The sequence below is a fragment of the Steroidobacter cummioxidans genome (genome assembly GCF_003104955.1).
Window position 1 is genome coordinate 1 of the sequence record NZ_LSRW01000059.1, and the last position, 21,175, is coordinate 21,175.

General features: G+C 62.0%; 19 protein-coding genes. 10 read left to right on the forward strand and 9 right to left on the reverse strand.

Going from position 1 to position 21,175, the window contains the following annotated elements; translation table 11 throughout:
- Positions 1–74: 74 nt before the first annotated feature.
- From D0550_RS24765 to D0550_RS24795, 7 genes are all read right to left on the reverse strand, one after another.
- Positions 75–1,067, reverse strand: a complete 993-nt coding sequence (locus tag D0550_RS24765; RefSeq protein WP_116811885.1) for an ATP-grasp domain-containing protein — start codon at positions 1,065–1,067, stop codon at positions 75–77.
- Positions 1,068–1,198: 131 nt separating this feature from the next.
- Entirely contained in the window at positions 1,199–1,918 is a 720-nt protein-coding gene (locus D0550_RS24770) for a BON domain-containing protein (RefSeq protein ID WP_116811886.1), read from the reverse strand.
- A 56-nt stretch (positions 1,919–1,974) separates the two neighbouring features.
- Entirely contained in the window at positions 1,975–3,174 is a 1,200-nt protein-coding gene (locus D0550_RS24775; protein ID WP_116811887.1) for a glycosyltransferase, read from the reverse strand.
- Between the two features lie 24 nt (positions 3,175–3,198).
- The gene (locus tag D0550_RS24780; protein ID WP_161966033.1) at positions 3,199–4,347 is read right to left on the reverse strand and encodes a DegT/DnrJ/EryC1/StrS family aminotransferase; all 1,149 of its coding nucleotides are present in this window, start codon (positions 4,345–4,347) and stop codon (positions 3,199–3,201) included.
- Positions 4,348–4,419: 72 nt separating this feature from the next.
- Positions 4,420–4,635 carry a hypothetical protein gene (locus tag D0550_RS24785; RefSeq protein ID WP_153067331.1) on the reverse strand — a complete coding sequence of 72 codons (216 nt, stop codon included), beginning with the start codon at positions 4,633–4,635 and terminating at the stop codon, positions 4,420–4,422.
- 88 nt (positions 4,636–4,723) lie between these two features.
- On the reverse strand, positions 4,724–5,710 hold the full coding sequence (locus D0550_RS24790) for a glycosyltransferase family 2 protein (protein ID WP_161966034.1): 987 nt from the start codon (positions 5,708–5,710) through the stop codon (positions 4,724–4,726).
- A 50-nt stretch (positions 5,711–5,760) separates the two neighbouring features.
- Positions 5,761–7,371 carry an amidase gene (locus D0550_RS24795; RefSeq protein ID WP_116811925.1) on the reverse strand — a complete coding sequence of 537 codons (1,611 nt, stop codon included), beginning with the start codon at positions 7,369–7,371 and terminating at the stop codon, positions 5,761–5,763.
- A 394-nt stretch (positions 7,372–7,765) separates the two neighbouring features.
- On the opposite strand from D0550_RS24795, the gene D0550_RS24800 reads away from it, so the two are divergent.
- Both D0550_RS24800 and D0550_RS24805 read left to right on the forward strand, forming a co-directional pair.
- Positions 7,766–8,062 (forward strand): hypothetical protein, encoded by a 297-nt coding sequence (locus D0550_RS24800; protein ID WP_116811891.1) that lies wholly within the window; start codon positions 7,766–7,768, stop codon positions 8,060–8,062.
- Between the two features lie 91 nt (positions 8,063–8,153).
- Positions 8,154–8,468 (forward strand): PEP-CTERM sorting domain-containing protein, encoded by a 315-nt coding sequence (locus D0550_RS24805; protein ID WP_116811926.1) that lies wholly within the window; start codon positions 8,154–8,156, stop codon positions 8,466–8,468.
- Here the strand turns inward: D0550_RS24805 and zwf are convergent.
- Complete coding sequence (gene zwf / locus D0550_RS24810) at positions 8,465–9,928, reverse strand: glucose-6-phosphate dehydrogenase (RefSeq protein WP_116811927.1); 1,464 nt, start codon at positions 9,926–9,928, stop codon at positions 8,465–8,467. The two genes, D0550_RS24805 and zwf, sit on opposite strands and share 4 nt — an antisense overlap.
- A 175-nt stretch (positions 9,929–10,103) precedes the next feature.
- Between zwf and D0550_RS24815 the strand changes: the two genes are divergently transcribed.
- From D0550_RS24815 to D0550_RS24825, 3 genes are all read left to right on the forward strand, one after another.
- The gene (locus D0550_RS24815) at positions 10,104–10,568 is read left to right on the forward strand and encodes a hypothetical protein (RefSeq protein WP_116811892.1); all 465 of its coding nucleotides are present in this window, start codon (positions 10,104–10,106) and stop codon (positions 10,566–10,568) included.
- An 86-nt stretch (positions 10,569–10,654) separates the two neighbouring features.
- The gene (tfpZ, locus tag D0550_RS24820) at positions 10,655–11,443 is read left to right on the forward strand and encodes a TfpX/TfpZ family type IV pilin accessory protein (RefSeq protein WP_153067332.1); all 789 of its coding nucleotides are present in this window, start codon (positions 10,655–10,657) and stop codon (positions 11,441–11,443) included.
- 182 nt (positions 11,444–11,625) lie between these two features.
- Positions 11,626–14,019, forward strand: coding sequence for a TonB-dependent receptor (locus D0550_RS24825; RefSeq protein WP_116811894.1), 2,394 nt, complete (start codon positions 11,626–11,628; stop codon positions 14,017–14,019).
- A gap of 47 nt (positions 14,020–14,066) precedes the next feature.
- Here the strand turns inward: D0550_RS24825 and D0550_RS24830 are convergent, their stop codons facing one another.
- Positions 14,067–15,515 (reverse strand): porin, encoded by a 1,449-nt coding sequence (locus D0550_RS24830; protein ID WP_116811928.1) that lies wholly within the window; start codon positions 15,513–15,515, stop codon positions 14,067–14,069.
- A gap of 361 nt (positions 15,516–15,876) precedes the next feature.
- Here D0550_RS24830 and D0550_RS24835 point away from each other — a divergent pair, with 361 nt between their 5' ends.
- From D0550_RS24835 to D0550_RS24855, 5 genes are read left to right on the forward strand one after another with little or no spacing between them, the layout of a single operon-like run.
- Positions 15,877–18,453, forward strand: a complete 2,577-nt coding sequence (locus tag D0550_RS24835) for a TonB-dependent receptor plug domain-containing protein (RefSeq protein WP_116811895.1) — start codon at positions 15,877–15,879, stop codon at positions 18,451–18,453.
- Positions 18,454–18,468: 15 nt separating this feature from the next.
- A complete protein-coding gene (locus tag D0550_RS24840; protein WP_116811896.1) occupies positions 18,469–18,903 on the forward strand; it encodes a DUF6152 family protein in 435 nt (144 codons plus the stop codon).
- Between the two features lie 8 nt (positions 18,904–18,911).
- Positions 18,912–19,691: a hypothetical protein gene (locus D0550_RS24845; RefSeq protein ID WP_206606522.1), complete on the forward strand. Its 780-nt coding sequence runs from the start codon at positions 18,912–18,914 to the stop codon at positions 19,689–19,691.
- Positions 19,692–19,702: 11 nt separating this feature from the next.
- Entirely contained in the window at positions 19,703–20,653 is a 951-nt protein-coding gene (locus tag D0550_RS24850; RefSeq protein ID WP_174842515.1) for a hypothetical protein, read from the forward strand.
- 18 nt (positions 20,654–20,671) lie between these two features.
- A complete protein-coding gene (locus tag D0550_RS24855; RefSeq protein WP_153067333.1) occupies positions 20,672–21,175 on the forward strand; it encodes a DUF6644 family protein in 504 nt (167 codons plus the stop codon).

Below are 21,175 nucleotides of genomic sequence, written 5' to 3' on the forward strand. Positions count from 1 at the left end.
AGCGTCTGGCCGCTGCTGCGTGTAAGGGCTGCAGAGGCTGCTACAGAGGCTAACTAGGCTCGCGCACTGCGCTACTAGGGGTGGGCGACTGTCCATACGCACGGCGATTGCGTAGCGAGTCCAGCAAAAAACGTTTGCCAGGAACTGCGACGACGGACGCTCGTAGGCAAGCCGAGTCGATCGCGCATGGCGCTGAAGATCGCGTCGGGCACGCTGATGTGGCAGGCCTTCTCCAACCCCTGGAAGCCAGGCGAGGAGTTGGCCTCGCAGATGCGATAACCGTTCGAATCGAGCAGGATATCGACACCGGCGACATCGAGCCCAAGCACATTCGCGACGCGCACCGCCAGCTCGGCCATGTCCGGGGGCGGCTCGAATGCCGTGCCGACGCCGCCCAGTGAGATGTTCGATTTGAAGCTGCCGTCGGTCGAGCGGCGTTCCATCGCGGCGACGGCGCGCCCATTGATCACGAGCACGCGCACGTCGCGGCCGTGACTCGCCTGCACATACTGCTGGAAAATAAAATCGGTGCCGGACTGCGCGCCATCCAGCAAATTGGCCAGATCGTTGAACTGCTCGCGATTCGCACACAGCAGCACGCCGTTGCCCCGCGTGCCACGCAAAGTTTTCACGACCACGGGGAAGCCCAGCTCGCGCTCGATCACGCCCACGTCGACGGGAAATTTGCCCAGGATGGTCTTGGGAATCGGAATGCCCGCCCCCGACAGGATTTGCAAAGTTTGCAGCTTGTCGGCAACCGCTTCGACCGCCGCTGGGCTGTTGACCATCGCGATGCCCTGGCGCTCGAAATGTCGCAAGACGGCCAGCGTGAAATAGCTGGTCTCGCTGCCGGTGCGTGGAATGATCAGGTCGGGCTTGGCGAGCTTGCGGCCTTGATAGACCGCGGACCAGCCTTCGGTGGAATCGACAATGAGCTCGAAATCACGCGGATTGAGCACATCGAGCCGGATGCCCGCTTGCGCGGCGGACTGCTGGAAACGGAACACTTCCGCCGCTTCGGGCACACCGCGCCGCAATTCCCGATGAAAGAGAAGCCAGCAATGCATGCGACGGCCCTCGTCGTTGAGGTAAACAAACCCGCATGCTGCCCGCGTCGACGCGCTCTGTCCATTTCAGAGTGGTTACGAAAAATGATTCGCAGCGGCACGCCTCGCTGCGTGCCGCTACGACGACGAGGTCAGCGGATCTGTCCACCCATACGAGTAGATTGATGCGCACCTAGATTGCCCTGGGTCTCGCTGACGACGCGAATGCTGTTGATCACGTCGTGCACGCCGGGCAAGCCCTCGATCAGGTCTTCCGCATGGCGCTTCTGCATGCGCGAAGTCACCGTGCCCGACAGCGTCACCTCGCGATCCTTCACGGCGACTTCGATGTTGCTTGCATCGATGTGGTCATCGTCAGTCAGGCACTGACACACATCCTCTCGGATGCGATCGTCGGAGCGACGATAGCCGCGCGGCCCGCGACCACTGAACTCGCCCCGCATCGGCGAAGGCGCGTTGCGGCCGCCGTACACCAGATCGTCGAACTGCTGGCTGTCGTTGTCGTCGCGTCGCCACTGGGTGGTGGGGAGGCCGAACTTGGAGCCAAAGTAATCCGTGTCGTAGGTGCCGCCGGCGCGCGTCAGTGGACGCTCGCCGTAGAAAGGATTGCTGCTCGAGCCGCCATACTGGAATTTCGTGTCTCTGGAGCGTCGGCGCGGACTGCTGTACGAGTCCTGCCAGCGATCGTTGAAGCTGCGGCGCTCGTCATCGAAATCACGATAGACCTGCTCACCGTAGCGTGCCTCGGCTTCCTCGTTCCACGATTCCCGCGACAGCGGATCGAGCGGATAGCGGGTGCGCTCATCGTGATCGCGGCGATGGGGGCCCCGAAAAAAGTCTCTCAATGCCATGGTCGTGTCCTCTCGCTCTTCGGTGGTTTTCCGACGGCTGCGATGTCGAGCGCAGCTTACTGAGGAACAAACGAGTCGGCATTCCCACGGTTCCCTGCGGAATGGCGCAGGAGCAGGCGGTCATATATTTCTTTCAGGCGTGCGGCACTGATGCGCTCGTCAAAATGACTCACGACGTGCGCGCGTCCTCGTGCGGCCTGAGCGTGCAAGCTTTCTAAATCATCGAGCGCTGCTGTCATGGTCGCGCTCAGCGCGGCTACGGAGTCTTCGCTGGCGAATGTCAGGTACGGCGTCGCGCCGTTCGATTCATACGCCTTGAGCGGATTGGTCAGCACCGGCACGCCGCACGCGAGGCTTTCGAGGAAGGTGACGGGGAAGGCGTCCATGTGTGGAAAATTCACGGTGAAGTCGGCGGCCACGAACAATCCGGGTTGCTGTTCGTAAGGCATGCTGCCCACCCAGCGCACACGCTGAGCGATGCCCAGCGCTTCGGCCTTCTGTTGTAGCGAGCGCAACGACGTACCGACGCTGTGTCCGAAGGTTCGGATGATCAAATACGAGCGCTCGCGAGCTGCGGCCGGCATTTCGGCAAAGGCTGCGATGATCTCGGCGGGTCGATAGATTGCACCGAGTTGCCGCGCTGACAGGAAAACGCGGGCGTCGGGCTCGATCTGCAATCGCTGTCGCCACTGGGCTCGTTCTTGCGGCAGGCCCGGATGAAACAGCTGGGTGTCGATGCCGATCGGCAGTGCTGCGACGGGTACTTCAGTACCGGCCAACAGGTTCGCCATGGTGGCACTGTCGTCGCAATCGACGATGAGCAAATCGAGGGCGCGAAGCGCGGCGCCGATGCGTTGGCGTGCTGGATCGGTCGGTGCCGCTTGCGCCGGCACGTTCAAATCGCTGCCCCAGGCAGTTGCTACCAGCGGACGCCCGCCCGCGATACTCACATCGAGCACGCGTTCATCCACCCACTGCACATGGCACAGATCCGCGTTCGTCGAACGCAACAACGGCTCGAGGCGGCGTTTGTGCAGGGACGAGAGGGCGTGCGTTGTTAGCAACGAATCGAGCCGGCGCATGCGGCGCGGATATTTGCGATGGACGACGCCCGGGATCGGGTGCGACTGAAAGCCACTGTGCTCGACCAGCGTCAGGTCGCACCCGGCCAGTTGCAACAGCCGCACGTAACGTCTGCAGTGGATATGCATCTGGCCGCCCTGTCCGAAAGGTGCGGCAAACAGGGTGACTCTCATCGCCGCGCCGTCCGTGAGGCTGCGCTATTGAATCGCACGCAGCAGGTGCGTGATCTCGTCGACATGCTCAGTGCGCAATCCGGGGTGCAAAGGCAGCGTGATCGCACGATTCGAAAATTCCTGAGTCAGCTCGAGCGGCGTGCGGAAGCGATCGCGAAAGCCACTGAATTCCAGGATGGAAGGGTAGTGCATGCTGGTCTGTATGCCTGACTCGCGGAGGGTCTCCACTGCCTTGGCGCGCATCTCGGTCGAATCGGCCACCACGACCATCAGGTGACCGGAGGAATGCTCGATCTGCTCGGCGAATACCATGATCCAGCGCTCGGCACCCTGTAATCCTTCGCGATAGCGCGCCAATAGGTCGCGTCGTCGCTGGTTGCCAGCAAGTAGCTTGCCGAGCTGCGCCCGGCCAATCGCGGCGTGCAGCTCGTCGAGCCGATAGTTGAAGCCGGGACGCGCGATGTCGTAGCCGGCGCGGCTCTGGTGACGTTCCCAGGAAGAGCGGGTCATGCCATGACTGCGCAGCATCTGGATGCGATCGCCCAGATCATCGCGATTCGTCACCAGCATGCCGCCTTCGCCACACGCCAGATTCTTGTTCGCGTAAAAGGAAAATGTACCGAGGTCGCCGATGCTGCCGGCCATCACACCGTGCGGCGCGCGACCCTGAGCATCGTGATAGGCGGCGCCGACGGCGTGGCACGAATCCTCGATCAAGGCCAGTCCATGTCGCTTGCACAGCTCGACCAGCTCGCTCATGCGCGCCAGATTGCCGCCGTAATGCATGGGAACGATGGCTTTGGTCCGCGGCGTGATGAGCCGCTCGACATGAGCGGGATCGAGGGTTGGCTCGGCCAGACTGCAGATATCGGCAAATACCGGCGTGGCGCCCGCGAGCAAGGTCATATTGGCGGAAGCGATGAAATTGATGGCGGGCTGGATCACTTCGTCGCCGGGGCCGATGTCGATCGCATGCATCGCCAGATGCAGAGCGGCGGTTGCGTTTGCTACCGCGTAGGCGTGTCGCGCCGATTGCATTTCTGCGAATTCGCGCTCGAACGCCGCGACTTCGGGGCCCATGGAGAGCCACTTGCTGGCGATGACGCGCTGTGCGGCATCTGCCTCCTCGACTCCGTAATCCAGCACGGATAGCGGAACGCGCCAATCTGCCAACTTTCGGTACTCCTGCCCCGGTGTCGGCGAATTGTAACAGTGTAGGATCCCGCTTAAGGGGTAGGGCAGCGATTACGGCGAGCCGATTTGCGATTCCGGCAGGTAGCTGGTGCTCATTGGGGGCTTATCGGGCGGATTCTTGACCAGGCTGACGGTCGCCATGGCGCCCGCGATCACAGCCAGCAGCAACAGTGCCCACTGGCGCCATCGCCAGAGCCGTCCGACCCATTCACCCGCAGGAGATCCGGAGCTCCAATCCCGATGCAGCACTGCTCGATTGAAAGCCATCTCCACCTCCGCGGCGCGCATCGCTACCAGCGCCGCTAAGATGGAACGCACCGCCGCCTTGGAAGTTGCACGGCGGGTGAGCGCGAACTTATTTCAACAAGCCCCGAGGCAATCCTACGAGCAAGCGCAAGAAACCTCGAAACTTGCGCATGCGCAAGCCTGGAAACTGAAAGGCTCCGCGATAGGTGCGCAGGGCGGCGCGTGCCTGGCCGGCTTTCATCAACGACAACGCCGCATCGATGTGCGCTTTGCTCAGACGTTCCCGGTACGGCGTCACGTCGCGCTCGCGAGTGACATGCGGCGCCAGAGCTTTCAATCCATTCAGCGTGTGAACGGGCAGCGCGCCCTCGCTCAGTGCGTCCTCGCGGGTGGGGTTGCGGACCAGCGCCAGAACTTCGTCCGTGAACACGATCATGCCTCGCATGAAAGCTTGCAGCGCGAAGCTCGTGTCCGCGCCGGGGCCGAGACTGGGCTCGAACCGCAGGTTCTCGATCGCACTTCGGCGAAACATCATGACCTGCAGGTAGGCCGGAATGTCGCTACAGCTCACCAATGCCCCGAAGGCTCGCTCTTGCGGTATGCGGCCGTGCGCATTGGGCGCGTCACGCAGCAGCACCGGACGCTTGATCTCAGGATAGTGGCTGAACTGATCGCCGAGCATCTTGCCGGTCGAGTCATCGAGGTGCACGAAATTGCTGAAGGCACAGGCGATGCCTGGATCCGCGGTGAGATAGTCGTGCATGCGCTCGGCGAACGCAGGGCTCCACCGATCGCCGGCATACAGAAAAGTCACGAACTCACTGCGAGCCGCATCGAGACCGGCGTTGCACGCGCTCGCCATGCCCTCGTGCGGCCGCTGGATGTACTGAATTCGCGCATTCTTGTAGCGGCCGACCACCGTGGCCGTGTCATCCGTCGAGCCGTCGTCGACGACGATGATCTGCTCGACGCCTACGGTCTGTTCGAGGATGGAATCGAGCGCCTCGCCGATCCGCGTGCCGCAGTTGTAACTGGGCACGATGACACTGATCGAGGCGCGGGGGCGGGGAGCGGAAGTGGGTTCGGGCGTTGCCATGACGCGCATTCTACCTGCGCGTAGATGGCAGGGGTCAGCGGTGCCTGAAGTTAAGGTGAGGGCACCGCCGGGGCGAACGCGCGTTCCTGTCCCTCGACCGACGGCAGGAACTTCGGCGTGATGCGTGCCTTCGCTCGTTGTTCGAACGCGTAGCCCGCCGCAAGCAGCACGTCTTCGGACCACGGCGCGCCAATAAAGGACATGCCCAACGGTAGACCCTTCAATTCACCCATTGGCACGGTGAGGTGCGGATAGCCGGCCACAGCGGGCAGGGAAGTGAAGGAGCCGGGCGAGCGCGTGCCGTTGATCGTATCCACGCGCGGCGCGACGCCGGTGCTCGGTGCGACGATCAAGTCCAGCTGGTGCTCGGCGAGCATTTTCAGGATGCCTTCAACGCCGGCGAGGCGCTTGCCATCGGCACGCGCGGTCAGGTATTTCGCATCGCTCAACGGCGGCATGCCGTTCGCTTTTTCAAAGGTGTCCTGATTGAACAGCGCCAGCTCCGCCGGCGTCCTCTTGTTGAACTCGATCAGCTGCTCCAGCGAGCGCACCGGAATCTTCGCCGGCGAGCCGGTCAGATAGGCGTTCAGATCGGCTTTGAACTCGGCGTGCAGTACCAGGGTCTCGGCTTCACCCAGCCCGTCCAGCTGCGGCAGCTTGATCTCGATCAGCGTGGCGCCGCCGTCTTTCAAGTGATTCAGCGCCCGCTCGTACACCGGCGTGACATAGGACGTTCGGCCCGGCTCGAAGCGCAGCACACCGATGCGCTTGCCATTCAACGCGGTCGGCACGAGGCCCTTGGTGTAATCGGACTTGGCGCAGCCGGCGGACGGTGGATCGCACGCGGGCGCATCGCCGACCAGCGCGGCCAGCAGCAACGCAGCGTCTTTCACGTTGGTCGTCATCGGGCCCGCCGTGTCCTGGCTGTGCGCGATCGGAATGATGTGCTTGCCGGAGAGCAGGCCCAAGGTCGGCTTCAGGCCAACGATGCCGTTCATGGCCGAGGGGCAGATGATGGAGCCGTCGGTTTCGGTGCCTACAGCGACCGGCGCGAGGGCCGCGGCGATGGCCGCGCCACTGCCGGCACTCGATCCGCAGGGCGTGCGATCGAGCACGTGCGGGTTCTTGGTCAGGCCGCCGACCGCGCTCCAGCCGCTGGTCGAGCTGCTGGAGCGGAAGTTCGCCCACTCGCTCAAGTTGGTCTTGCCCAGGATGACGGCGCCCGCCGCCCGCAGATTCGCTGCGATCGGTGCATCCCGCTTGGTCAGGTTGCCGATCAACGCCAACGAACCAGCGGTCGTTGGCATCGGATCGGCTGACTCGATGTTGTCCTTCAGGAGCACCGGGATACCGTGCAATGGGCCGCGCGGCCCCTTGGTCTGCAGTTCCTTATCGAGCGCCCGCGCTTGCTTGAGCGCGTCGGGATTGATGGCGATGACGGACCGCAGCTGCGGACCATTGCGGTCGATGGCTTCGATCCGTCGCGTAAAGGCCTCGACCAGCTCGACCGAGGTGGTCTTGCGGGAGTCCAGATCGCTGCGCAGCTCGCTCAGTGTCCGAGTGTCAGGCTCGTCGGCTGCGTGCACGGCGCCGGCTGCTATGGACAGCGTGGCCACCATTCCCAAAGAACCCCGCAGCGATGTCCCGAAGATCCTCTTCATCGACAGCATTATTGGTTTCCACCCGCGCCAGATTGGCTTTGGCAGGAACATATATCCAACCTGCGGCCCAGCGACAAGGAGGGGCGGGCGGCCGGGACGGACGCTGCCGGCCGGTATACATTTTTGCGCAGGCCGCCGCAGGCCCGGCGTGTCGCTCGAATCGGCCTAGTCGATCTGGCTGCTGTCATACTGCGACTCGTGTCACATATCGATCGGCGTGCCCGGTGCGCGACGTCACAGTTGTCGCTGGCCACCGACGATATTCAGTAGAACGATTGTGACAACGTCAGTGTTTGCCCTGTACAGCAACTCGACACTAGCGCGACATAACTTGCCGGGACATAGTGCGCCCGGCTCGAGCAGCGGGCTGGTTGACGGTTCAAGGGAGCACTCGATGAAGCGTATTGTCATGGCAACGGTGTTGACTGCCGGTTTCGCTTGCACGGCTCACGCCGGACTGGTCACGGTTGGATTCAACGATTTCGATGCTTCGCCCGATTTCTCCTATGCCAACTACGAGAACGCGGGTTATTCGATGGATCAGTGGCAGAAGTGCGCGCGCTCATACGGCGCTTCGTCGGTCGCCATCTCTTCGGACACGCTGTGCACGTACGAAACCAACTATGCGAAGGACTATCCGGACGCGCTGTTGTCCGATCGCGCGAATCAAAAACGGTTTCGGGTCTGCTGAAACTGCTTAACGGTCCGCTGCAGAATCACGGCGGAATGGCGAGTTCACGCTCAACAGCGTCGACTTGCTCAGTGGCCTGAACAATCACGGCATGTCATTGCGCTTCGATGCTTATTTGGACGGCGTGATCACTGCGACGTCGGATGTTTATTTTCCGGCCGCCGACCCTTCCAACTACGCTGCGTGGGCTGGCGGGCAGAGCTGGTTGTTCGGCTTCGATGGCCTCGGTCTGGGCATCATGGACACGCTGATCATTTCCGGCATTCCCGGCATCCGCGGCGACGGCAAGTTCTTCCTCGACAATCTCGTGGTCGACGCCGCCAACGTTCCCGAGCCGGGCACGATGGCATTGTTTGCTATCGGCGGGCTCGGTCTGCTGGCGAGCCGCCGCCGCAAGAGCGCCTAACTGCCCATTTTGTCCGGATCGCGCCAGACGCGCTCGAAGGGCAATCGCCAGGCGCGTGGCGCGATCAGCTGGTGGATTGCATTCGGTCCCCAGGATCCCTGCGGATACGGCCGGATCGGTGGCGGATTCTCCAGCAGCGTGGTCGACAGTGCCCACAGTCGCTCGATACCGTCGGCGGTCGTAAACAACGTGCGATCGCCGCGCATCGCATCCAGAATCAAACGTTCGTAAGCCTCCAGCACGTCGCCGATCAGACCGGTGTCGCGCATGGCGAATTGCAGGCTGAGCTTGTCGAGCCGCATGCCCGGGCCAGGCCGCTTGCCGTAGAACGACAGCGACATCTTCGACTGATCTGCCAGGTCGAAGGTGAGATGATCGGGGCCGCGCTCGCCGATGCCCGAGCCGGCTGGAAACATGCTCTTCGGCGGCTCGCGAAACGCAATCGAAATGATGCGCTGGCCTTCGGCCATGCGCTTGCCAGTGCGCAGATAGAAGGGCACGCCGGCCCAGCGCCAGTTATCGATCACGCACTTCAGCGCGATGAACGTTTCGGTCTCCGACTGTGGGTTCACACCTTCCTCGGACCGATAGCCCGCGTATTGGCCCCGCACTACGTCGCTTGGCTCGATCGGCAGCAGGCTGCGAAACACTTTGTTTTTTTCCTCGCTGATGGGGATCGGCTCGAGCGAGGTCGGCGGCTCCATGGCGACGAAGGCCAGAATCTGGAACAAGTGTGTGACCACCATGTCGCGAAACGCACCGGTCGCCTCATAAAACGCTGCACGAGTGGCCAGGCCGATGCTCTCGGGCACATCGATCTGGATGTGATCGATGAAGTTGCGATTCCAGATCGGCTCGAACAAGCCATTGGCGAAACGGAACGCGAGAATGTTCTGCGCCGGCTCCTTGCCGAGAAAATGATCGATGCGAAAGATCTGATCTTCCCTGAACACTTCGTGCAGCTCGGTGTTCAGCTTCACGGCGCTCGGCAGGTCCACGCCGAACGGTTTTTCCATGACGATGCGGGAGCGCGGGACCAGCCCGGCCTCGCCCAGCATACGCACTGCCGACAACGCGGCATTTGGCGGCACACTGAGATAGTGCAGGCGCCGGCTTTCGCCGGTGAAGGTCGCCTCGGCCCGTTCGACTGCGGCCTTGAGCGCTGCCGGTCCGGCACTCAGCGGCACATAGTCCAGACTGTCTGCAAAGTCCTGCCATTCCGGATCGGCTACCCGCCGCGCCGAGAACTCCTTCAGCGCCTCACGGGCCAGGTCCCGAAAGGCGTCCGGACTCATTTCGTTGAGCGACACGCCGATGATGCGGCAGCCGGGAATGAAGCCGGCACTGGTCAGATGAAACAGGCCAGGCAGCAGCTTGCGCCGCGCCAGATCGCCGGTTGCACCAAATAGCACCACGACCTGCGGAAAACGCGGGCCAACGCCAGGAGGTATCTTCGCCATCGAGATCGTCCGAATCAGTTCAACGAGCAGCATAGCGCAGACCGCAGGCTGTGCTGATCGCAAGATACCGCAGGCCACCGCAGACATTTGTCTGCTAATTCGCTAGATTGCGCGCATAACGAGCCCGATGCAGGCACAAGCAGGCGCTGACGCGCCGTAGGATGGGGGACAGAGCATGTCGCGCAATCGCGCCGCTTACGCCATTTTGTGGGGTGGCCTCGTCGCCGGACTCATCGATATCACATACGCGGTCGGCTTCTCGGCGACGCGCGGTGTGCCGCCAGTGCGCATTCTCCAGTCGGTCGCCAGCGGCCTGTTGGGCTCGCCTGCGTATCAGGGAGGCGCGGCCACCGCGACCCTCGGGCTGGTGCTGCACTTCGTGCTGATGATGATCATCGCCGCGATCTTCTATTTCGCGAGCACCCGTTTGCGTTTCCTCGTGACACACCCCGTCGGCTGGGGGGCGTTGTATGGATTTCTCGTTTACTGGGTCATGAACCTGGTGGTATTGCCGCTCTCGGCATTTCCGAGCCAGGTCAAGTTCGTGCCCATCCTGGTCATTACCAGCCTGATCGTGCACGCCTTCGGCATCGGCGTGCCCATCGCGATCGCCAGCCGCAAAGCACAGACAGCGAGCTGAACGGCGCAAGATGTGATCTATCGCACAAGCTGCTCGACTGCGGCAGCCACGGATTTGGCAGCCGCCGGCAGAGCGCTGGATAATTCGTGCCTGGCGTGTTGTCGGAGTTCCATCGTCCCATGATTGCCTGGCGCGAAAAGTTTCGTGCGATGCTGCTGCATTTCCTGGTCACGCTGGCCATGGCAGCGTTCGCCGCCGCGGTGATTTTCCTGGTCTGGTTTCCGGACCCCTTTCAGGTCATGCAGGGCGGCGTCGCGCTCTTTGTGCTGATCAGCGTGTGCGATCTGGTCCTCGGCCCGCTGATCTCGCTGGTCATTTACAACAGCAAGAAGTCGCGACGCGAGTTGATCACCGACTACAGCATCGTGGGAGCGGTGCAGCTGGCGGCATTCGTGTATGGAGTCATGTCGATCGCCAGTGCGCGTCCCGTGTATGTGGCGTTCGCGGTGGATCGCTTTGAAGTGGTGTCGGCGCGAGATATCGACGACAAGGATCTGCTGAACGCCCAGGCCCCGTACCGGACCCGCCCCAAATGGGGTCCCAAGCTGGTCGGCACACAGCGTCCCACCGACCCAAAAGAAAGCAGCGACCTCACCCTGGCCGTTTTGGATGGTAAGGACCTGCAAATGTTTCCTCGTTACTACGTTCCTTACGAGGCAGTCAAGGAGCAGGTTCAGCAGCGTTCGCAGCCGTTGGAGGCGCTCTACAAACATCACCCCGAGGCCAAACAACTGGTCGCGGCCGCCAAGCTCGAAATACCTGAATCACAGCTGCGCTGGTTGCCCATTCATGGCAAAGGGTTCTGGACGGCGCTGGTGGACGTGAATGGTGGCCCGCCGCTGGCGTATCTGCCGCTCGATCCTTTCGACTCGTAACCTCCGACCAATTCGTTATCTATTAATACACTGTTACCGGCGTGACCGGGTCGGCAACGGTGGATTCCGTGGCCGTCGGTCACCGCTGGTGCCCGGTCGATGACTCTGTCACAACCATATCGTGACTGACCTGTTGACCGTCCCGGTCATAGATTGCAGCCGCCTGAAGGGAAGGGCGCGGCATGCGGTCTCATCAAATGAAACATTGGTTGGGGTGGGTCACGGCGCTGGGCGGCAGCGTGGCCCTGAATGTTCCGGCGTTCGCTCAGGATGCCAGCGGCTCGGTCGAGCGCAAGCTGGAAGAGGTGGTGGTCACGGCACGCAACCGTTCGGAGCGGGTGCAGGAAGTGCCGATTCCGATTTCCGTTGTGAGCGGCGCCACGCTCGATCGCGATCGCACCTTTACCGTTGCTGAGTTGAGCCAGCGTGCGCCCGGTCTGACTGCAACCACACCGAATGCGCGCCGCTCGGGCATCTCCATTCGCGGCATCGGCAAAACCAGCGGCAACGACAACATGGAGCCGGCGGTCGGCGTGATCGTCGACGACGTGTTCCTGGGGCACGTCGGCATGACCTATCAGGACTTCACCGATCTGGAGCGCGTCGAGATCCTGCGCGGCCCGCAAGGCACCTTGCTCGGCAAGAACACGTCGCTGGGTGCGATCAAATACACCAGTCGTGCGCCATCGTTCTCGCCGCAGGCCAGCCTCGAGCTGGAAGGCGGCTTGAGCAGGGAGTCCTATAAGGCGCGCGGCTCGTACTCCAACGCGCTGGTGGACGATCTACTGGCATTTCGTGCGTCCGCGTTTGTCGACAATCAGGAAGGTGATATCGAGAACGTCGCTAACGGCGGGCATTGGCACGAGCGCAATCGCTACGGCGGGCGCGTGCAATTTCTGCTTCAGCCGAGCAATGCGCTATCCGTGAAACTCAATCTCGATGGCGCCTTCACTCACGAGAACAGCAATACCAAACCGTTCATGGTCGACCCGACGACGTTGAACGACGGCTCGGTGCGCGCGACGACTTATACGACCCGTCTGGCTCGCGACTACTTCGGGGGTTACACGCCCATCATTGGCTCGTGGGACAAAATCGAGCTGGACATGGCACGGCCGCTGATTACCGACAACTACGGTGTATCCGCGGTCGTGACTTGGGATGCGGGCTCGGTGGAGCTCACATCCATCACGGCCGCGCGTTGGTTTCACTTCGATGCGAAGAACGATCAGGAACAGACGCGGTTTGCAGTCGCCCGCAGCGGCACGCTGGTCGACACGCGGCAGATCTCGCAGGAGTTTCGTCTTGCGGGCGACATCAACGAGCGCATCGAGTATCAAACCGGCATTTATCTGTTCAATATCGATACGGATACCACCAGCCGCAATACCTATGGAGCGGATGCCGGTGCGTTCTACGCAAGCGACTCGCAGTATCGCACGCTGAATACCGTCGCCGGGCGCCAGCTCCTGCAAGCCTCGTTGCGTGACGTGTTCTCCGTCACCAATCAGAAGCCGGTGTCGGACAGCGCCGCAGTGTTTGGTCAGGTGAACTGGCATTTGACCGAGCGCGCCAGTCTGACCCTCGGTTTGCGCCAGACCTGGGAGTACAAGACTAACGAGGTCTATCGGCGCACGACGTTGCTCGATGGCTCGCCGCTGGTTGCGACGGGCAATGCTACCGCCGATGCGATACGCGCGGCGCAGACCGGTGCTGACTACGGCACATTCCAGGGCAAGCGCATCAAGGATGATTCCATTGCCTGGCTGATCAATCCCAGCTTCCAATTGACCGACCGGGTCTTGTTGTATGCATCTGCGAGTGCCGGTGAGAAGTCCGGGGCGGTGGCGTTCGACAACAACGGCAGGATCGCCAACGTCGAGCCGGAAAAGTCGTTGAACTTCGAGACGGGGGTGAAGAGCCAGCTGTTCGATGACCTGCTGACGCTGAACGTCAACGTCTATTACACCCGCGTGCGGGACTATCAGAACGTGACGAGCGAGCCGGATGCAACGTCGCCGACGGGCTTCAGCTCGCGGCTCGGCAACATCCCCGAGATTCGCGCGGTTGGCACCGAGTTCGACGCCGCGGTTCGTGTCAGCGAGAACCTGCAGATCACCGCGGGTGGCGCATACAACGAGGCTGAGTACACCGATTGGTCGACGGCCACGTGCCCACGCTCGTTCCCGACTTCAGTGGCAGTGTGCAACAACACCGGCCGTCAGATCGTCGGTGCGCCCCGCTGGAGCGGCATCGTTGGTTTCGACTATCAGCTGCCGCTGGCATCGGGCTTCGGTGCGCATTTCTTCGGCAACCATGTCTATCGCTCCAGGCACAACCTGGAGCAGCTGCTGTCGCCGTATGGCGAGCAGTCGGGCTATTCGCTCACGGATCTGGGGGCAGGCATCACGCACGAGACGGCCTCAGCGAGGTACGAGCTGAGCATCGTCGCGAAGAACGCGCTCGACACCAAGTACACCACCAGCGTCAACGACTTCAGCAACAGCGCACCGGTGGGCTACGACGGCATCGGCCCGCGTCGTTACGTCGGCGTGATTCTGCGCTCCAGCTTCTGATTCTTGCCGCGCATCGGGACACGCTCGATGACGGCGAGCGCGCCCCCTCAAAAGTTCATTTGCAGTTGCAAGCGCAATGCGTCGGTTTTGAAATGTTGATAGTCGAGCCGGCCCGCCCGGTTGCCGGTCACCAGGTTGTTGCGATTCATCCGGTGGTAGACGGCGGCCAGTTCCAGCGACGCGGCGATCTGCCATTCCACCCCGATCTCCCAATCGTTCACCTGGTTCATCGGCGCATTGGTCTCGGCCTTGTTGGCGCCGTCGAAGTACTGCCATTTGATGAATGGCAGGAAGGTGCCGAAGCGATGATCGAGCTTGTACATCGCCTGCACATAGCCGCCATACAGATTCGTCGGCACGATCGTATTGGTGGCGAGGTCGAGCCCCGGGGTGGTGCCCCAGTTCCATTCGGCCTGCACACCGAATGGCTGCGGATACCAGATGGCGCTCACACCCACGCGCTCATCCAGGTAACCGAACTCGTATCGATCGGGGACGATTGGGGTGCGGCTCACGTCGCCGGGCGCTCGATAGGCACCGGTGCTCGGCACGTACTCACCGCTGTACGCCTGCACGCCGGCTTCGAAGAACTGTCCGCTCGCCAACTGCCACGGATAAGTCAGTCGCGTAACGATGTGCTGACCATCGTTACGGTCGCCGCGGTTGGCACCCTGACCGTTATAGAAGCCGAGCCCGAACATGCCGTAGTTGCCGCTGTGCTTGAGGCCCTGCTTGTTGATCTCATCGAAGCGGCTTTGCACGTGCCGGGGGGTGAAATAATAAAAGACGCCCAGATCGCGCTCGTCACGGACCGCACTGTTGAGCGCGTCGGCGCGATCGAGCGCCAGGCGGTTGGAGCTGGATTGCAGGTTCTCCCAACCGAACGGCACTTTGGACTGACCGACACGCAGGCGATGCACGCGGTCCGTGGTCAGATAAACGTCCCCGTAGGCGTCCCGCAACTGGGCAACGTTGCCGGTGGTGCCGGCGCTGCTGGCGAAGTCGGGTTGAATGTAGAAGGACAGCCGGTCACCGAAGTCGCCCTGGAAGATCAGTCGCGCACGACGGATCAGATAGTTCTTGTCCGCATCGCCCAGGGAATGCTCATCGCCCACGGAACGGTCCGACCAAAGATTGATGCCCTCATCGCCGCCCAGCATTTGCGTGTATCGGGTTTGCAGGTAGCCGCGGATCGAAAAGCGGCTATTGAATGGGCTACGCGTGGCATCGGCGGCGACCGCGGGCTTGGCCTCATCCGCCGGCTTGGCTGCGTCCACGGGCTTGGCCGCATCTACAGGCCTGGCTGCATCCGCGGACTTGGCTTCATCCACCGGTTTGAATTTCCCCAACGGCACGCGATTCGGACCCGGTTCGGCATAGAGGGCCCCGGTCTCGGTGTCCCTGAACAGCTCGAGCGTCTCGGCGAGCGCACCCGGCGAAAGGGCAGCTGCGGCAACGGCGACGGCGTGGGTGAGCGGGGTGGACTGTCTCTTCATCGAGTGCATTCGCTAGTCGGTGACGCGTCGCAGTGTATGAACGATTTGTTACTGAATTGTGACGAGCCAGCGAAAGATTGCAGCGGCATGACAGGGCTGTGCCTTGCGCAAGGCGCGGGCTGATTCCCATCGGGCGGCGACGATTCGTTGGTAACGAGGCCGTGGTCGTCAGTGACAGGCGGGTCACAAGGTCGCGGCGACGGTGATACCGGTCACTATCCGACCCGGTTTCGGTCGTCGCCGAGTTAGAAATCGATCACATACGGTCCCATGCAATGCAAATAACGACACGGCATTTCGCCGCCTGAGCGCGCGTCGCTAGATTGCGCCGCCCGTAGGTTTGGAAGGAAGAATTGCCATCATGCGTCGCGTTTCTGCTGCGGCCTTTGTTTCTTTGTTGAGCGTCAACCCGATTTCGACATTGCACGCGCAGGATGTGGATGCAAATGGAGCAGGCACGGATGCCGGTGTCATCGATAGCATCGTGGTGCTCGGTACCGCACGTGAAAACACCACGGCACTGACCAGTACTGCGCCGGTCGATGTCATCACGCCCGAACAGCTACGCCAGACCGGTGCGGTCACCGTCAATCAGGCGCTCTCGAAGCTGCATCCGTCTTTCAACTTCCCGCAAGGTCAGAACGCGGTGAAGGGGCAGGGCGTACGTTCGGCATCGCTGCGGGGCGTGGGCCCGGCGTACACGCTGGTGCTGGTCAACGGCAAACGTCGTCATCTGTCGGCGCAGCTGTCCGGCACCGATCCATGGCCGGCGGCGCAGGTCGTCGACATCAACACCATTCCGGTCAATGCGATCGAGCGCGTCGAAGTGCTTCGCGACGGCGCCGCGGCCCAATACGGCTCCGATGCGATCGCGGGCGTCATCAACATCGTGCTTCGGAAAGATTCCTCGGGCGGTGAGCTCAGCGGACGTTATGGCGGATACAGCGACGGTGGCGGTGACACGCATCAGTTGCTGGGTAACGTCGCGACTTCGCTCGGTGAAGACGGCTTCATCAATATCAGCATCGATCGCTTGAAGAACGACAACGTCGATCGCAGCGAGGCGGACTGGCGTCAGCTGTTCCCGAACGGCGATCCTCGCAATGAAACATTCAACAAGAAATACGGCCAGTGGGGCCAGTCGACCCGTGACAACTGGACCGCGCTGATCAATGCAGAGCTCGGCTTGAGCGACAGCGTGCGCGCCTACGGTTGGGCCAACTATGCCGACAAGTCGGCGCTGAACTACGTCAATCCCGAGCGTATCGTCAAAGCGAATACTCGCTCGGCCTCCGCGACCGATCCGACCCGCGTCTCGGAGACCGCAGTCATTGCGGTGTATCCGAATGGCTACCAGCCGTTCATGACCTATGACGCCGAGGACTTCGCGGCCGTTGCAGGTGTGCGCTATGACGGTGGCGCGCTGGGCAATCTCGACTTCGCGGTGTCGTTCGGTCAGAACGAGACCGGGCGGACCACCGAGAACACCATCAATCCCAGCTACGGCCCGGACAGCCCGACCAAGTTCTATCTCGGCTCCTGGAAGAGTCGCACCACCAGCGTGACTCTCGATTACACGAAGACTCTGGATATCCCGGGCCTGCAGTCATCGGTGCTGTCGTCCGGTGTGTTGTATCGACACGAGTATTGGGGCGTGGCGGATCTGGGCGACGCAGCGGGTTACACCGCCGGTCCGCTCGGGGGACGCACGGTCGCTTCGTTGTATGGGCCGGGTGGCATCTATAACCAGTACGCCTCGCTGTTCCCCAGCGTGAACTTCGCCGCCGATACCTCGGTGGTTCCGGTGACGGGCTCGTCGACTGCAGGTATCAATCCACTCGATGCAGGCTCGGTGACGCGCAATGTGTACGGTGGTTACGCCGGTCTGGATTTCACGGTGTTCGACAAACTGGATCTGGGCCTGACCGCGCGCTTCGAGGACTACTCCGACTTCGGCAGCACGACCAACTATCGACTGACCGGCCGCTATGAGTTCGTGCCCGCCGTGGCGTTGCGTGGCACGCTGAGCAGCGGCTTCCATGCGCCGAGTCTGGCGCAGTTGGGCCAGCAGTCCACGGGCTACACGAGCACGTTCACCAACAACGGTCAGAGCGTTCTCACGCCGGGGCGCACGCGCTTGTTCCGCTCCAGCGATCCGCAAGCGGCTGGCTTCGGCGCCAAACCGCTGAATCCGGAAGAGTCGACCACGATCTCGTTGGGGTTGGTGCTGCGTCCGACGAGCACCAGCTCGGTGACCATCGATGCCTATCAGCTGGACGTGGACGATGTCATCACCATCACGGACACCGTGCAGGGCGCGACTGTTGCGTCGGCGTTCAATGCCATTGGTCTGAATGGATACACGCAGGCGACGTACTACCTGAATGCTTGGGACACGCGCACGCGGGGTGTCGATCTCGTTGGCCGGCAGCAACTCAACGTCTTCGCAGGCACGCTCGATCTCACGGCGGCGGCAAGCTTCCTCGACACCGAAGTCAAAGGCGTGAATCGCTCGGTGAACGTCGGCGGTACGAACATTGTCGTGATCGGCAACTCGCGTATTCGCGATGCCGAGACCGGTGTGCCGAAGAGCAAATACATTCTCAATGGCCGTTATAGCCAGGGCCCATGGTCGCTCGAGCTGACGGGGACGTACTACGACAGCTACACCTACAACGTTGGCGACGTGCCGGGCCAGGCGACCCTGAACGGCAACATCGATCAGGAATTCTCGCCGGAGACATATCTCGACCTGGGCTTCGATTACGAGCTGCTGCAGGGCCTGCGCTTGAACCTGCTGGTGCAGAACGTGTTCAACAAGTACCCGGAGAAGTACGTCAACGGTAACCGCTCGAGCGGCATCAATCCGTACTCGTTCATCGCGCCCAATGGCGCGGCGGGCCGCTTCATCCAGGGCGGCGTGACGTTCTCGTTCTGATCGGAAGCAGCAGCCATGAGCAAAGCCATCAGCAAGACGTTCCTATCGGTGCTCACCGCCAGCTATCTGCTGGCGGGATCCAGCCAGGTTTCGGCGCATCATGCGTTCGCGGCCGAGTTCGATGCCGACAAGCCCATCGACTTGAAAGGCAAGGTCACCAAGATCAAATGGGTCAATCCGCACAGCTGGTTGTACTTCGACGTGACCGACGCCAAGGGCACAGTGACCAACTGGGGCGTGGAATTCGGCGCGCCGAATCAGTTGGCGAAGATCGGCTTGAAGAAGACCGACGTCGCGCCGGGCACCGAAATTCACATTCGGGGCTATCTGGCAAAGAACGGCGGGCCGTACGGCTATTCGGTGATCGTCACGCTGCCGGATGGACGTGAGTTCCAGACCGGCGGTGCACAGGATGCACCCTCGGCCCGAACCGCGAGCCTGATTCAGTGAGAGCGACGATGCCCGCAGTGATGAAAACCGGTGTCGCGGCGCTGTTGATCGGCGGCCTGCTTGCCACTTCAATGGCAACGGCTGCGCCGAAGATTCCGCGACTGAAGAGCGGCAAGCCGGATTTCTCCGGCATCTGGGAAACCACCAGTGCCGCCGAGTACGACCTGGAGCCACATTCCGGCCGGGCCGACGCGCCGCCGAGCGCGGGCGTGATCGACGGCAAATACATTCCGTACTTGCCCGCTGCACTGGAGCAGAAGAAGAAAAATTTCGCCGCTCGGGGTACAGAAGATCCGCGCTTGAAATGCTGGACGCTCGGTACACCGCGGGGCATCTACTACCGCGAGCCGTTCCAGATCTTCCAACGCGATCGCGACCTGACGCTGTTGTTCCAGTTCGGCCATTCGGTGCGCACCATTCATACGAACGGCACGCTGCATCCGGAGGTCACCGACAACGAGTTCTATCTCGGCGACTCACGCGGCCATTGGGAAGGCGACACGCTGGTCGTCGACGTGACCGACTTCAACACCGAGACGTGGCTGGATCGGGCCGGCAACTTCCATGGCCCGAAGTTGCATGTGGTCGAGCGCTGGCAGTTCCTGGATGAGAACACCCTGCAATATCAGGCCACCCTCGAAGATCCAGAAGTGTTCTCGCGTCCGTGGACCCTCAGCGTGCAGTTGCATCGGCATCGCGAGAAGGATTTCCAGCTGATCGAGAACTACTGCTTCACGCTGGGCTACGACAAGTTCTACCCGGTGCCGCAGCAGGGCACGACCGAATGATGGTTCACAGCATGAATACGAGATGGCTAGTGAAGCTCGCGACGGCGGCGGCGTTGCTCGCTGGGACGCAGGCCTACGCGCAACAGCCGCCGCCGGGCGCGGGGATCCAGCGTGAAAAGACCGTGCCGAAGATCGACTCGGGCAAGTGGACCGGCAAGCGCCTCGCGGACGGTCAGCCGGATGTGCAGGGGCATTGGTCGAACACCATTGCCAATCACAACAACTGGACGGATCCGCAAGGCGGCGTGCCGGGCGATCCGGGGCGCAACGGTCCGCCGAAGACGCCGCGTTCCGAGCGTGCGCCGAGCCGCGTGAGCGATCCGACCGATGGTGAAGTGCCATTCCAGCCGTGGGCGCGTGCAGCTCAGCAGGAGTTCCTGCATTACTTTCATGATCCGATCAAGCAGCAGTACGTCGAGCCGCTCGCTCGCTGCGCGCCTGCCGGTGTGCCGAAGTCGTTCACCTGGCACGGCTATGAGATCCGGCAGTTTCCCGGGTACGTGCTGTTTCTGTTCAACTCAGGCACGCGCGTGATTCATCTGGACGGCAAGCCGCATCTGCCGGAGAGCGTCAAGCTGTGGAACGCCGATTCGCGCGGCCGCTGGGAGGGCAACACACTGATCGTGGATGTCGCGAACAACAATGCCAAGGCCCGCCTGGCGCGCACCGGTGAGTTCTTCAGCGACAACGTGCATATCGAAGAGCGCTATATCTTCAATAGCGAGGGCACTCGCTACAACTACGTCGCGACGATCACGGACCCGACCGTGTTTACGCGGCCGTGGACGGCGACGATCCCGGCCCGTCGCTTCACGCTCCAGGACGAGCCGGATGGCTGGCACTACGAAGTGGCGTATGCGAATCAGCCGGCCGGCAAGCCGCCGCTGATCGAGCGCTATGAGCGGATCTGCGTCGAGAACAACGGACCGTTCGGCAACGTCGCCGTGCTCGGCGCCAAATAGCCGCCTCGGAAAGATCGCATGTCTACCTTATATGCATTGGCGGAGCAGATCGAGGCGTCGGCGATCGGCGTGGCCATCGCCGAGTCGCGCTATGCCTATCCCATCATCGAGGGCATCCATCTCATTGGCCTGTCGATCTCGGTGGGATTGATCTTTCTCACCGACCTGCGCCTGATGAATCTGTTCATGACACGCGTGCCGGTGATCGACGTGTTGCGTCATCTGCGGCCATACGTCATCGGAGGCTTCATTGCCGTGTTCATCTCCGGTGGTTTGCTGTTCTGGTCGGCGGCGGCACGCATGCTCGACAGTCCGGCATTCGTCGCGAAGATGATCTTCATGTCGTTCGCGGGACTCAACGCGCTGTACTTCGAGTTCGTGATCGCGCAGCGAGCGCCGGTGCGGGACAGTCACGCCGTCCTGCCTTCGAGCGTGGCATACGCGGGCGTTGCTTCCTTCGGTCTGTGGACACTGGTCGTGGTGTGCGGTCGATTGATTCCCTATTTGCCGACTTGGGGCTGA